Below are 12545 nucleotides of genomic sequence, written 5' to 3' on the forward strand. Positions count from 1 at the left end.
AAGACCGTGATCTGCCGCGGGGCCGGGTGGCGGAAGCCTTGGAAGGCATCGCTATCGAGGTCGCCGGTGACTAGCGGGCGTCGTCCGCCTGCAGCTCCGGTGTGTGGCGTCGTCCCGCCTCATGCAGCAGGTCGAACTGGCGGTTGCACTCGGTGCAGGCGTCGCACATCATCAGGTGAAAGCGCAGCGAGAGACGCTGCCGCAGGGTGAGAGGGCGGTCCTGCCTGAGTGACATCAAGCGGGTCGCCCCCTTGCACATCATCATGTCGATGCCTCCTTCAACCAGCCTTGCTCGATGCATGCCCGCAAGCGCAGGCGGGCCCGATGCAGGATCACCCAGCAGTTGTTCTCCTTGATGCCGATCTCCCGGCAGATCTCCGCGGTGGAGAGCCCCATCAACTCGCGCAGCGAGAAGACCCGGGCGATGGTGTCCGGCAGGGCGATCATGCAGGCATCGAAGACCCGCCAGAACAGCTCGTTCTCGAAGGCGGCCTCCGGATCCCCCCAGCGAGCCGGTCGTGCCTCGACCCGCCAGCGCCCGTTCTGCTGGAACTGGCGATCGATGGCGTCGTCATCGGTCTCGTCTTCCAGCGGTTGCCACTTGCCCTGGCGCTTCTGAGCGCGTAGGGCATCGAGAATCTTGTACTTGAGGATGCCGAAGACCCAGGTCTCGTAGCCGGAGCGTCCGGCAAAGGAGGCATCCTTCTCGATGGCGGCCATCAGGGCCTCCTGCACGGCATCCTCGGCCAGGGCATGATCGCGAAGGTGAAGGCGGGCGAAGGAGAGCAGTCGAGGCCGAACCGCAGTGAGGCGCTGCATACGGTCATCGGAAAGCGAGGTGCTATCCATGTAGTTATTGCCCACTTCGTTGTTGACGGGGTGAGGAATTGCCAATGAGGCGCTTGCCGATCGTCTGAGGCATTCCCTTCATCGATTCTGCACCGCTTCGACTCATTGTTTTCCCGGTTTCTAGTGTCGTGATGGCTGGGGTGATATTACATGGGTTCTTGGATATTTTCGGCAGATGAATAGAAATAAAAAGTATTCATTTAGGAGAGGGATTAAGTAATCGCTGGGGGTTGTTGGCTACCAAAGAGCATGGATCCACATACTGTGGTCCACGACAGGGCAGCGGTCAAGAGCATCCTGAGAGATGATGATCTGTCGGTGCCGTCGATAAAGAACTGCCAAGGAGAAAGACCATGAAACATTCAACCTCCATCGTTGCTACCCTCATCGCCGGTTCCATGCTGATGGGCACTATCGGTCAGGCCTCTGCCATGGTCGTCAGCGGGCCTCATCCGCTCGAGTCAGGCAGCTCGATCTCACGCCTGGTCGATGGTGTCGGCCATTATCGCCTACAGGTCGACTCACCCACTCGACTGAGTGTGCAGAGTGAGATCTGGAATCCGGCAGGTGCCCACCATGCCAAGCTGCGCGGGGTGCTACGAGATGGCCAGAACAACATCGTGGTAGAGTCACGAAGCCATGACGGCCGCTTCAATATCGATCAGTCACTCCAGCCTGGGCATTACACCCTCGAAGTGCATGGCAGTCAGGCAGGCAGGGTGGATTCCAGTAGTCGCTATTATCTGCGGACCAACATGGAGTGAGACTGCCAGCTCTGTGTGACTTGTTCATCGCCAGGCTGCCGGCCTGGCGATATTGCTATTCCGGATGTCGGTGAACTCGCGTCGGCAATCGGTCATTCCACCAGGTGCGGCAATAGCCTGCGCAATCGCTGCAGGTCCTGCGGCCGGTCCACATCCCAGACGCTGGTCGGACAGGCCAGTCGCCAGCCGAGCTCACGAGCTCGCCGTCGGGTCTGGGCCATCACCCGGGGCGTGCCCCAGTCGATGGCGGCGAAGAGCTGCGGATCGGTGCGTCGGGTTCCGACCAGGGCATAGCCACCGTCCTCTGCGGGCAGGAAGACGGCGTCTGCCCGCTCCAGGGCCTTCCAGCAATGGTTCAGCAGCACCGGCGTGAGCATGGGGCAGTCGCAGCCGATCAACAGGCCCGGGCCGGGCATGCTGCTCAGGGCGTGATGCATGCGCACCCCCAGGTGGCCCTCCGGCTGGGCGCGCAGTTCGATACCGTAACGGTCGGCCAGCTCGAGGAACAGCGAGTGGCCGTGATCCAGTGCCGTCCACAGGGTGATGTGGTGGGCCGACGTGGCGGCCGCGGCGATCTCCAGGGCATGGCGCAGCAGGGCGGCATGCAGCCGGGCGGCGCCTTCGGCGCCGAGCACCGGGATCAGCCGGGTCTTCGTCTCGCCGGGAATCGGTGCCTTGGCCAGTATCGCCAGGGGAAAATCAGCGGACATGACGATATTCCCGAGCCAGGGCCTCCGGCGATGCGCCCCGCCAGTAGCGAAAGCGCAGCCGCCACATCAGGGAGATCGTCGCCCAGGCGCCCTGCTGCTCCCAGCGCCGGCCGCTGCTCACCACCTTGTGGCGCAGGCAGGCGGGGGGAGAGAGGCGTTTCAGTCGACGAGACATCTCGATGTCCTCCATCAGGGGTTGCTCGGGGAAGCCCCCCACGGTGGTGAATGCCTCACGGGTCATGAAAAGCGCCTGGTCACCGGTGGCGATGCCGGTGAGCCGGGACCGGATATTCATGGCCGTGGCGATGACCGGCAGCATGGGGTGCCGGCCCTCGAGCCTGATATCGAAGCGCCCCCAGCAGTGCTTCCCGGCCAGAGCCCTGTCGATCAGGAGATCGGTGCGTCGTGGCAGCCGGGTGTCGGCATGCACAAAGAGCAGTTGGCTGCCTCTGGCGGCGTGGGCCCCCGTGTTCATCTGCACGGCGCGCCCGGGTGGGCACTGGAGGATTCGCGTGGCCACGGGGCAGGCCTTGGCGAGGGTGTCGTCCCGGCTGCCGCCGTCCACCACGATGATCTCGGTACCGCACAACCACAGGCCCAGCAGTCGATCGAGCCGGGCCTCGATAGCGGCCGCCTCGTCGAGGACGGGGATGATGACGCTCAGTCGCGGCGTTGCTGACATGGCAGGCGGTCTGTCCAGAGTCGTGGTGGTCGGCTTGTCCATGTTGTGTCGTGCCGGAGCCCCGTATCTTACCGCACCCTCATGGTGTCGATAGCTAGGCGGGGGCGTAAGGGAGGCAGGCTTGTTGCCACTAAACGGTATGGCGTGGCATTCGTAAACCCGGCCATCTCCCAGAGGGAGACGTGTCATGAACGGCCTGAGTAGTATGACCTCGATTTCTCATCCCCAGTGCCTGAAGTGACCATGGCATGATGTCGGGCCCGAGTGACGCGATGGGCATGCCTATCCGGCCAGGCCTGCGGACATGAGGCTCATGCCGTCGGGAGAAGGGGGGATCAGCCATGACACTCTTGAGTCGCATCGGTTACATGCTGAGCTGCTGGCTCTCCTGTCCGCGACCCTGGCACCAGGCCGAGATCCGTATCGAGCGTGATGTGCTGGCCTGCCTGCGGCCAGGCGATGTGCTGCTGGTCGAGGGTTCCTCACGGCTGAGTACGGTGATCAAGTACTTGACCCAGTCCTCCTGGTCCCATGCCGCGTTGTTCGTCGGCAGTGAGGTGGCCGAACGAGCCGGCGGACGACCCGGGGCCTGCTTCGTCGAGGTCGACCTCGCCGAGGGCGTGCGGGTGGTGGGGTTCGATGAGTACGCTGGCTATCCACTACGCATCTGCCGGCCGATGGGGCTCGGGGCCGAGGATATCGAGACGCTGGCAAGGTTTGCCTGTCGGCGCGTGGGGCATCGCTACGACCTGCGCAACATCTTCGATCTGGCCCGCTACCTGCTTCCCTTGCCTCCCGTGCCGGCACGCTGGCGCCGCCGCATGCTGTCCCTGGGTAGCGGTGACCCCACCCGGGCGATCTGCTCGACCCTGATCGCCCAGGCCTTCCAGGCGGTACGCTATCCGATCCTGCCCTCCGAGGAGTGGCAGGACGATCCACGGCGCTGTGTCGGATGCCAACGTCGGGTATTGCGGCGTCGACACTACAGCCTGTTCACGCCGCGTGACTTCGACCTCTCGCCCTACTTCGAGATCGTCAAGCCGGTCCTCGTCGATGGCTTCGACCCCCGGCGCCTGGCCTGGAGCGAGACCGAGGACGCGTTGCCGGAGATGTGACGGGCTCGTCAGGCCGACAGCTGGATGAGCGAGCCGCCGGCATCCTCGGCGTCCTCCCGGTCGTGGGTGACCAGCAGGCTCGGCAGGCCGGCCTCGTGCAGTCGGGAGAACACCAGCTGTCGCATCTCGTGGCGCAGATGGGTATCGAGTTTGGCGAATGGCTCGTCGAGGAGCACGGCACAGGGGGCGGAGAGCAGCAGACGCATCAGGGCGACCCGCGCCTGCTGGCCACCGGAGAGCGTCGCCGGGTCGCGGTCGCCGAAACCGGCCAGGCCGATCTCCCCCAGGGCGTCCTCGACCCGGTCCGACCTGTCGGGGGTAGAGCGAGGCATGCCGAAACGCAGGTTACCGGCCACCGAGAGATGCGGAAACAGCAGCGGATCCTGGAACAGCAGGCCGATGCCGCGCCGTTCGGCCGGCAGTCGGGTGATGTCGCGGCCGTCGAGGCGTATCCGTCCCGTGGCCTGGAACGCCGGTGCCAGGAAGCCCGCCACGAAGGCCAGCAGGGTCGACTTGCCCGAGCCGGACGGGCCCATCACGGTGAGTACCTCGCCGGGGCCAACCGCGGCATCGAGTTCGAGCAGCGTCACTTCGCCCAGGGTGATACGGATCTGCTCCAGGGCCAGATGGTGGCGGTCGTTCATGGTGTTCCTCGCATACCTCGGCGGTTGGACCACAGCAGTCGCGGCAGGCCGATGGCGATGGTGAAACCCACCAATGGCAGGCTGGCCTGGACCAGCGCCCAGACTCCGATCGCGCGGCGGTTGCCTCCCGACGCGAGCGCCACCGCCTCGGTGGTGACGGTGGGCACGCGACCGGCGCCGAGCAGTTGAGTGGGCAGATACTGGCCGATGCTGACCGCCAGCCCCACGGCGCAGGCGGTGAGCATCGGCGCCAGCAACAGGGGCAGGCGCACCCGCCAGAAGGCGGCGTTGCGCGAGGCGCCGAGCGTGAGGGCCAGCCGCGTCCAGCGCGGGTCGAAGCGCCGGTAGGCCTCGGAGAGCGACAGGAACACGTAGGGCAGCACGAACAGCAGGTGGCCGAAGATCACCAGGCCATGCTGCGGTCGGGTGCCGAGCGACTCCATGACCACCACCAGGCCGAACAGGAAGGCGATCTGTGGCACGATCAGCGGCAGATAGAGCAGCCCCAGCGCGGAAAGGAGCCGCCCCTGAGCCGGCTGGCGCCCGGTGCGCTGCTCGTTCTCGAGTGCGGCCAGGGCCAGGACCACGGCGATCAGCGTCGACGCGATGGCGATGATGGCGGTCGAGCTCGCCGGGCCCGCCAGCGACGGCAGCGCGCGAACCCAGTGCGTGGTCGTGACGCTCTGGGGCAGGGCGTCGGGAAAGCGCCAGAAGCCGGCCACCGAATAGAGGGCGAGACCGGCGATCCCGATGAAGGCGATCAGGCTGGCCAACAGGATCAGCCCCTTGCCGGCCAGGTGCAGCGGCTTCTCGCCGTGTCGGCGTCCGCCGCGGTCGATCCAGTGGCGTATCAGGCGGGTGGCGAGACATTCCAGGCACCACCAGGTCGCCAGCGCCGCGGCGGTGACACCGAGCTGCAGCACCGCACCGGCCGAGGCCATGAAGCGCCGGGAGAGATCGGGGTCGTTGAACCAGGTGAGGATCGACACGCTGAGCGTCGGTGGCAGGGTGGGGCCGAGGATCAGCGCGACGTCCACCACCGAGGTGGCATAGGCGATCACCGCATAGACTGGAAGGCGGATCAGCGGGTAGAGCGCCGGGGCGACGACCTTGAGCCAGGCGATCGTCGGCCGGTAGCCCAGCGAGCGGGCGATGGCCACGCGCCTTTCGGGATCGAGCTGGGGCAGGGCCGCCAGGCTCATCAGCAGCAGGAAGGGAATCTCCTTGATGATCAACCCCGCCATCAGCGAAAGGCCCCAGGGGTCCTGGACGATCAACAGGTCCGGGGGGCGCTCCCAGCCGGTCAGTCCCGGCGAGACCAGCCGGGCCACCAGGCCGGAGGGGGCGATCAGGAACGCCAGGCCGAAGGCGGCGGCGGCATGGGGGATCGACAGCAGCGGCGAGACCAGCCGGCGAATCCAGTGATCGAGCCGGCTGCCTGTGGCAGAGGCCAGAAACAGCAGCACCACGACGAGCGACACCGCGGTGGTGACCAGGCCACTGGTGAAACTCACCGCCACCGAGCGCCACAGGCCGGGCTGGGCGACCAACTGCCGCCAGGGGGCCAGGCCGAGGGTGTCGCCGCCCAGCGCCGGCAGGTAGCCGAAGGCCGGCAGCACCGCCATGGCCAGGCCGGCGAGGATGGGGCCGACCAGCAGGGTGACGATCAGCACGGGCGCGAGGCGCAGGATCATCCCGATCGAGCCTCGTCACCGGCCGTGGTGCGGGGAGCCATCGTCATCAGTTGCGCACATAGCGTTCGAGCCAGGCCTCCTGCAGGGCGGTCATCCAGCTCGGGTGAGGCTCGGGTAGCGTCATCGCCAGGGCATCGGGGGGCAGCATGGCCGGATTCTCCTCGTCCAGGGCGAAGAGCGCCTGGGCCTGTTCATCGAGGCGCGCCACGTCGAGCACGGTGCGGTCACCCCACATCGCCAGGTCCTGCTTGCGGGCCTGGGCTTCCGGGGAGAGCAGGAAGTCGGCGACCACCATGGCACCGGCCTTGTGAGGCGAGTTGAAGGGAATGGCGACGAAGTGCACGTTGCCGAGGGTGCCGCCCTCCAGCACATAGCTGCGGGTGGTGGGCGGAAGCTCGGAGTCGGCCACCGCGGCCGCCGGCTCCGAGGGGATGAAGGTGAAGGCCAGCGCCAGTTCGCCGTCGCTCATCAGGTTGCGCAGCTCCGGGCCGCTGGCGGGGAACTGCCGGCCGCCGCGCCACAGGTGAGGGTGCAGGGTGTCCAGGTAGTCCCACAGCGGGGCGGTGACGGCCGTGAAGTCGCTCTCCTCCACCGGGGCATAGAGCGCCTCGTCGGCGTCGCTCAGGGCGAGCAGTGCCTGCTTGAGGAAGGTGCTGCCGGTGAAGTCGGGAATGCGGGGATAGGTGAAGCGGCCGGGGTTGGCCTCGGCCCAGGCGAGCAGTGCCTCGATGTCACGGGGCGGGGAGTCGATTTCGGCACTGTCAAAGTAGAAGGTGATCTGCGCCTTCCCCCAGGGCGCCTCGAAGCCTTCGGTGGGCAGCGTGAAGTCGGTGACCACCTCGGGATTGTGCTCGGGGTAGGTGAGGGCGAAGTTCGGTAACCGCTCGGCGAAGGGACCGAACAGCAGGTCGGCCGCCCTCATGGCGGCGAAGTTCTCGCCGTTGATCCAGATCAGGTCGATGCTGCCGTCCTCGCGGTTGCCGGCCGACTTCTCGGCCAGGACCCGTGACACGGCGGCGCTGGTGTCGTCGAGCTTCACATGCACCACCGTCACATCATACTCGTCCTGCATGCGCTGGTTGACCCACTCGAGGTAGCGATTGGTGCGGGTGTCGCCCGCCCAGGCATTCCAGTAGACGGTCTGGCCGCGGGCCTCGTTGCGTACGGCGTCCCAGTCGGCGGGATCCGGGGCGGCGTGCAGCGGCATGGACAGCAGCAGGGCGAGCGGGGCGGCGGCGAGGGTACGACTCGGCATCGAAGCAATCCTTCTTCAATTCATGGCGGTATTCAGCGCGCCCTCGAGGGTGCGGAATTCATCCTGTACAAGCGTGATGGCTGGCAGGGAGAGATAGTGGTCGACCCGGTCGCGCACATGGGCGATCAGCGCCTCGTCGCTGAGCTCGGCGGACCAGTCCTCGCCGCGGGTATGGGCGTCACGGGCCCGGCGATGGCTGGCACGCCACTTGGCGCACCAGGTCAGTGACCAGAGCCACATGGCGCGGCGACAGGCCAGCAGGGCCGCGGTGTCGCCGTCGAAGCCGGTGGCCGTCATCCAGCGGTGGTAGAAGTCGGCCACCTGCGCCGCTGACAGCTCGGCACGGCTGACGAGGTCCCAGGTAGTCGAGGTGTAGAGGCTGGCATGGGCCAGGTCGAAGCCGGGCAGGCCATAGCGGCACTTCTCCAGGTCTACCAGCACGGCGCGTCCCGAGTCGGTGATCAGGAAGTTGCCCGGGTGGGCATCGAAGCTGATCAACCGCGGCTCGGCGCCGGACAGGCGCTGGGGAAGGGCGGCGAGCTCGGCCTCGATGCGCCGTCGCACCTCCGGTGTGAGGCCCGCCCGATCGAGGAAGCGAGCCTGTGTCGCGACCTCGTGACGCATGGCGGCCCAGGGATCGCCAGGCGCCTGCAGTGGTTCGCGTTGTCCGGAGGGCGGTATTTCCAGGGCGTGCAGGCTGGCCAATGCCTCGGCGATGGCCGGGAGGTCATCCGGCAGGTGCGCCGGCCGGCCGCGAATGGCGCTGACCAGCAGGCCGCCCCGCGGCAGGTCCTTGGACGGGGGGAGGACGCCGTGCAGAGCCGGCGTGTGCCCGCTCTCGCTCGCCCGGGCGAAGCAGGCCGCCTGGTAATCGAGGTTGGCCCGTGCCCCCAGCCCCAGTTGGCTCTGCTTGGGCAGGCGGGCGACCCAGTCGATGGCGTCACGCACCAGCCAGACGTGGTGATGGGCCAGGCCGGTATCGGCCATCGGCTGCATTGAGAGGATCTCGGCGTGGCGGCCGGCCCGTGTCAGCGCCGCGGCCAGGCGATCACACAGGTCGTGCCGGGTTTCCGGGGAGACGGGGGAGGAAACGTTGTTCGGCATGGCCTTCCTCGACATCGGGATGGTCGGTCAGTAGGTGGTCGGGCGAGTACGGGGTTCCTTACATCCCGAACAGCACTACATCGATGATGGAACACCTGGAGCAGCGGCCTGCCGTGCGGTGGTGTAAGTAATCGATTCCAGTGCCTACCAAACCAGACCGCTGGCAAGACGCGTAGCGACAGGATCCTTTGGGTCCCCAAGCGAGCTGGCCTGACCAACAAGAGCATGATCTGAAATGTCATCACGGAGGTGGAAATCATGTCACAGCATGACGACAAACGCCGCAGGCTGCTAGGCCGGCTGAGCAGACAGTTCGCCTATACGGCCCCGGTACTGGCGTTGGTGGCCGGCGGAGCGGCCCTGCAGGCCACGGCGGGCAATACCTCGACCGAGGCAGGCTTTGCCCCCGTTACCGAAGCGACTCTTCTGCTCGCCAGCAATCATGGCGAAGCCGAAGCCGAGGGAGAAGCCGAGGGAGAAGCCGAGGGAGAAGCCGAGGGAGAAGCCGAAGGGGAGGCCGAGGCCCAGTCGAGTGACGCGGTGCAGCGGCCCGATGGCTATACGCCCGGTTACAGCGAGACCGACGCAAACCCGCAGGAGCTGCTGGTGCGCGGCGAGGAGCTCTATTATGACACCTCGTTGAGCACCAACGGCCTGTCCTGTGCCAGCTGCCACGGCAGCGACGGGCAGGACATGGGCTACAAGGCCACCTTCGAGCAGCCCTTCCCCCACCGGGTGGCGATGGCCAGCGACCAGTTCGGTATGCCCGAGGTTCACGCCGACGAGATGGTGCAGGTCTGCATGGTGGCGCCCATGGAGGCCGAGCCGCTGGAGTGGGAGGGCGAGGCCCTGCAGTCGCTCTCTGCCTATATGGTGGAGGTGCAGCGGCGTTTTGCCGGAGAAACACATGACCTCTGAGCACTGACAGGGAGGGGCTCCACCACCGGTGCCGCCCTGCGGCACCGGTGCCCTGCAAGCCCCCGACTCGCGTCGATTGCCTCCTGCGGGCCGGTGGCGGCTGTTGCGGTAACGATCCTCTTCTGCCTACGCTGATATCGGCAACGGCTGAACCACGGCGTGTCATCGCGACTCTCAAGGGCAGAAGACGCAGGGCAGGGTAACTTATGACGAGTGGACTCCGCGGGGCCATGGCCAGGCGCATGCTGCTGCCGTTCAGCTTGCTGTGTCTGGTGTTCGGCGGTCTGCTGGCCTGGCACGCCCAGGCCCAGCAGGAAGCGCGGACCGCTCTGGTAATGACCGTCGACGGGGCCATCGGCCCGGCCACCAGCGACTACTTCCAGCGTGGGCTACGCAAGGCGGAGGAGGGCAATGCCGAGCTGGTGGTGGTGCAGATGGACACCCCCGGCGGGCTGGACGCCTCCATGCGCAGCATGATCCGCAGCATGCTCAACTCCCCCGTGCCGGTGGCCATCTATGTCTCGCCCAGCGGTGCCCGCGCGGCCAGTGCGGGTACCTACCTGCTCTACGGCAGCCATGTGGCGGCGATGGCGCCGGCTACCCACCTGGGCTCGGCGACGCCGGTACAGATCGGCGGCGGCGGCCTGCCGGGGTTGGGCGACGACGAGGAAGACGACGGTAATGGTGGTGCCCGGGCAGAGGAAGATAGTGCCACCGGCGATGACGGTGATGCCGCCAACGGTGGCGATGCCGCTGCCGGCGATGACGAGGAAGCCGTCTCCGAGGATGACGAGCGGGAGGAGGCCAGCCAGGGCCCGCGCCGCGGGGAGTCGGCCATGGAGCGCAAGGTGCTCGAGGACGCCGTCTCCTACATCCGCGGGCTCGCCGATCGCCATGGGCGCAACGCCGACTGGGCCGAGGAGGCGGTGCGCGAGGCGGTCAACCTGACCGCTCGCGAGGCCCTGGAAATGAACGTCATCGACGTGGTGGCCCGCGATCTCGACGACCTGCTGGCGCAGGTCGATGGTCGCGAGGTGGTGATGGAGCATGGCGAGCGAACGCTGGAGACGAGCGAGCTGGTCATCGAGCGCTTCGATCCGGACTGGCGTACCGAGCTGCTCTCGGTGATCACCAACCCCAATGTCGCCTACTTCCTGATGATCATCGGCTTCTACGGGTTGATCTTCGAACTGTCCAACCCGGGCAGCCTGGTGCCGGGCACCATCGGCATCATCTCGCTGCTGCTGGCGCTGTTCGCCTTCCAGGTGCTGCCGGTCAACTATGCTGGCCTGGCGCTGATCCTGGTGGGTCTGGGGCTGATCGTGGGCGAAGCCTTGATGCCCAGTTTCGGCATATTGGGAATGGGCGGCATCGTCGCCTTCGTGATCGGATCGGTGATACTGATGGATGCGGACAACCTGACGATATCGCTGCCGATGATCGGTGGCATCGCCCTGCTGGCGGCAGTGTTCATGCTCTGGACCCTGACTCGTTTCATGGGGCTGCGGCGACGACCGGCGAAGACCGGCCAGGAAGAGCTGTTGGGCAGCGAGGCCAAGGTACTGGAAGATTTCGATGGGAGTGGCCATGTGAGGCTGATGGGCGAACGCTGGAACGCTCGCAGTACAGCGCCGCTGCGCAAGGGGCAGAAGGTGCGAGTGGTCAGGGTCGAGGGGCTGACCATCGAGGTCGAACCCCTGGAGGAGAGTGCCTGAGCCTTCGCCGATCGAATCCGGACGGTGAGGATCGCAAGCTAGCCAAGGAGACAGACCATGATGATTTCCTATCTCGTCCCGGTAGTGCTGCTGTTCATGCTGATCGCGGCCTCGATCCGCATCCTGCCGGAGTACAAACGTGGCGTAGTGTTCTTCCTCGGGCGCTTCCAGGCGGTGAAGGGGCCAGGGCTGATCATCGTCATCCCCGGCATCCAGAAGATGGAGGTGGTCGACCTGCGGGTGATCACCATGGACGTGCCGGAACAGGACGTGATCTCCCAGGACAACGTCACCGTCAAGGTCAATGCCGTGCTCTACTTCCGCGTGGTGGACCCGGAGAAGGCGATCATCCAGGTGGAGAACTACGTCAATGCCACCAGCCAGCTGGCCCAGACCACCCTGCGTTCGGTGCTCGGCAAGCACGACCTGGACGAGATGCTCTCCGAGCGTGACAAGCTCAACGACGACATCCAGGAGATCATCGACAGCTCCGCCGAGGGGTGGGGGATCAAGGTGGCCAACGTCGAGATCAAGCACGTCGACCTCGACGAGAGCATGATCCGTGCCATCGCCCGCCAGGCCGAGGCCGAGCGCGAACGGCGCGCCAAGGTGATCCATGCCGAGGGCGAGTTGCAGGCCTCGAAGAAGCTGGTCCAGGCGGCCAACGTGATGTCAGAGAACTCCGCCGCCCTGCAACTGCGTTATCTACAGACCATGAGCGACATGAGCAACAAGAATGCCTCGACCATCGTGGTGCCGCTGCCCATGGACATCATGGAGGCCTTCCGGCAGATGAAGGCCTCCCCCGCGGCGCAGGCGCGTGGCGGCCAGGCGACACCGGATAGTGGCGACGACACCTGATCCGGCCGGTGCCACGGCCGGACGGCCGTGGGACTGCCCCCTCGGGTGCGCTGCAGCATGAACTCTGCTAGACTCTCGCGCTCGTTATCGGGGCAGTTGGCCGGAGTCCGCCTCCGTCTCCTGCCCGATCCTCAAGAGCACGGGAAACGACGCAACGTGATGACCCCCCTGACAGGGCTGGCCACGCCGCCCTAGCGCACCCTTCTTTCCCCGAGGTGCCGTGCCCAGTGGCTT

The 12545-nt window shown here is 66.4% G+C and carries 13 protein-coding genes; 5 read left to right on the forward strand and 8 right to left on the reverse strand.

The features are described 5' to 3' along the window. Positions 1–70: 70 nt before the first annotated feature. Positions 71–265, reverse strand: coding sequence for a zf-HC2 domain-containing protein (locus tag C1H66_RS00115; protein ID WP_102625895.1), 195 nt, complete (start codon positions 263–265; stop codon positions 71–73). After that, positions 262–819, reverse strand: coding sequence for a sigma-70 family RNA polymerase sigma factor (locus C1H66_RS00120; protein ID WP_240618162.1), 558 nt, complete (start codon positions 817–819; stop codon positions 262–264). Before C1H66_RS00120 ends, C1H66_RS00115 begins: the two co-directional genes overlap by 4 nt. A 383-nt stretch (positions 820–1202) precedes the next feature. Here C1H66_RS00120 and C1H66_RS00125 point away from each other — a divergent pair, with 383 nt between their 5' ends. Continuing rightward, positions 1203–1613, forward strand: a complete 411-nt coding sequence (locus tag C1H66_RS00125; RefSeq protein WP_102625897.1) for a hypothetical protein — start codon at positions 1203–1205, stop codon at positions 1611–1613. Positions 1614–1705: 92 nt separating this feature from the next. Here the strand turns inward: C1H66_RS00125 and C1H66_RS00130 are convergent, their stop codons facing one another. Together C1H66_RS00130 and C1H66_RS00135 are read right to left on the reverse strand one after the other, a co-directional pair. Beyond that, on the reverse strand, positions 1706–2323 hold the full coding sequence (locus C1H66_RS00130) for a TIGR04282 family arsenosugar biosynthesis glycosyltransferase (protein ID WP_102625898.1): 618 nt from the start codon (positions 2321–2323) through the stop codon (positions 1706–1708). Next, positions 2313–3005 (reverse strand): TIGR04283 family arsenosugar biosynthesis glycosyltransferase, encoded by a 693-nt coding sequence (locus C1H66_RS00135; protein ID WP_102625899.1) that lies wholly within the window; start codon positions 3003–3005, stop codon positions 2313–2315. The genes C1H66_RS00130 and C1H66_RS00135 overlap by 11 nt, the downstream gene beginning before the upstream one ends. A 341-nt stretch (positions 3006–3346) precedes the next feature. Here C1H66_RS00135 and C1H66_RS00140 point away from each other — a divergent pair, with 341 nt between their 5' ends. Continuing rightward, on the forward strand, positions 3347–4120 hold the full coding sequence (locus C1H66_RS00140; protein ID WP_102625900.1) for a YiiX/YebB-like N1pC/P60 family cysteine hydrolase: 774 nt from the start codon (positions 3347–3349) through the stop codon (positions 4118–4120). Positions 4121–4128: 8 nt separating this feature from the next. Here the strand turns inward: C1H66_RS00140 and C1H66_RS00145 are convergent, their stop codons facing one another. From C1H66_RS00145 to C1H66_RS00160, 4 genes are read right to left on the reverse strand one after another with little or no spacing between them, the layout of a single operon-like run. Beyond that, positions 4129–4764 (reverse strand): ATP-binding cassette domain-containing protein, encoded by a 636-nt coding sequence (locus C1H66_RS00145; protein WP_102625901.1) that lies wholly within the window; start codon positions 4762–4764, stop codon positions 4129–4131. Continuing rightward, entirely contained in the window at positions 4761–6458 is a 1698-nt protein-coding gene (locus C1H66_RS00150) for an ABC transporter permease (protein WP_181423481.1), read from the reverse strand. Before C1H66_RS00150 ends, C1H66_RS00145 begins: the two co-directional genes overlap by 4 nt. Positions 6459–6504: 46 nt before the next feature. Then, positions 6505–7713, reverse strand: a complete 1209-nt coding sequence (locus C1H66_RS00155) for an ABC transporter substrate-binding protein (protein WP_102625902.1) — start codon at positions 7711–7713, stop codon at positions 6505–6507. A 15-nt stretch (positions 7714–7728) separates the two neighbouring features. Further along, positions 7729–8817 carry a phosphotransferase gene (locus C1H66_RS00160; RefSeq protein WP_102625903.1) on the reverse strand — a complete coding sequence of 363 codons (1089 nt, stop codon included), beginning with the start codon at positions 8815–8817 and terminating at the stop codon, positions 7729–7731. A gap of 258 nt (positions 8818–9075) precedes the next feature. On the opposite strand from C1H66_RS00160, the gene C1H66_RS23010 reads away from it, so the two are divergent. From C1H66_RS23010 to C1H66_RS00175, 3 genes are all read left to right on the forward strand, one after another. Beyond that, positions 9076–9735, forward strand: a complete 660-nt coding sequence (locus tag C1H66_RS23010; protein WP_205738605.1) for a hypothetical protein — start codon at positions 9076–9078, stop codon at positions 9733–9735. Positions 9736–9941: 206 nt separating this feature from the next. Then, complete coding sequence (locus tag C1H66_RS00170) at positions 9942–11450, forward strand: NfeD family protein (RefSeq protein ID WP_102625904.1); 1509 nt, start codon at positions 9942–9944, stop codon at positions 11448–11450. A 57-nt stretch (positions 11451–11507) separates the two neighbouring features. After that, a complete protein-coding gene (locus tag C1H66_RS00175) occupies positions 11508–12311 on the forward strand; it encodes a slipin family protein (protein ID WP_102625905.1) in 804 nt (267 codons plus the stop codon). Positions 12312–12545: the final 234 nt, after the last annotated feature.

Origin of the sequence: Halomonas heilongjiangensis (assembly GCF_002879645.1) — a bacterium.
Taxonomy (GTDB): domain Bacteria; phylum Pseudomonadota; class Gammaproteobacteria; order Pseudomonadales; family Halomonadaceae; genus Halomonas; species Halomonas heilongjiangensis.

Excerpts from the sequence above, each read along its gene's own strand:
- C1H66_RS00115 (WP_102625895.1), bottom strand. The coding sequence starts at position 265 with ATGATGATGTGCAAGGGGGCGACCCGCTTGATGTCACTCAGGCAGGAC.
- C1H66_RS00120 (WP_240618162.1), bottom strand. The coding sequence starts at position 819 with ATGCAGCGCCTCACTGCGGTTCGGCCTCGACTGCTCTCCTTCGCCCGC.
- C1H66_RS00125 (WP_102625897.1), top strand. The coding sequence starts at position 1,203 with ATGAAACATTCAACCTCCATCGTTGCTACCCTCATCGCCGGTTCCATG.
- C1H66_RS00130 (WP_102625898.1), bottom strand. The coding sequence starts at position 2,323 with ATGTCCGCTGATTTTCCCCTGGCGATACTGGCCAAGGCACCGATTCCC.
- C1H66_RS00135 (WP_102625899.1), bottom strand. The coding sequence starts at position 3,005 with ATGTCAGCAACGCCGCGACTGAGCGTCATCATCCCCGTCCTCGACGAG.
- C1H66_RS00140 (WP_102625900.1), top strand. The coding sequence starts at position 3,347 with ATGACACTCTTGAGTCGCATCGGTTACATGCTGAGCTGCTGGCTCTCC.
- C1H66_RS00145 (WP_102625901.1), bottom strand. The coding sequence starts at position 4,764 with ATGAACGACCGCCACCATCTGGCCCTGGAGCAGATCCGTATCACCCTG.
- C1H66_RS00150 (WP_181423481.1), bottom strand. The coding sequence starts at position 6,458 with ATGATCCTGCGCCTCGCGCCCGTGCTGATCGTCACCCTGCTGGTCGGC.
- C1H66_RS00155 (WP_102625902.1), bottom strand. The coding sequence starts at position 7,713 with ATGCCGAGTCGTACCCTCGCCGCCGCCCCGCTCGCCCTGCTGCTGTCC.
- C1H66_RS00160 (WP_102625903.1), bottom strand. The coding sequence starts at position 8,817 with ATGCCGAACAACGTTTCCTCCCCCGTCTCCCCGGAAACCCGGCACGAC.
- C1H66_RS23010 (WP_205738605.1), top strand. The coding sequence starts at position 9,076 with ATGTCACAGCATGACGACAAACGCCGCAGGCTGCTAGGCCGGCTGAGC.
- C1H66_RS00170 (WP_102625904.1), top strand. The coding sequence starts at position 9,942 with ATGACGAGTGGACTCCGCGGGGCCATGGCCAGGCGCATGCTGCTGCCG.
- C1H66_RS00175 (WP_102625905.1), top strand. The coding sequence starts at position 11,508 with ATGATGATTTCCTATCTCGTCCCGGTAGTGCTGCTGTTCATGCTGATC.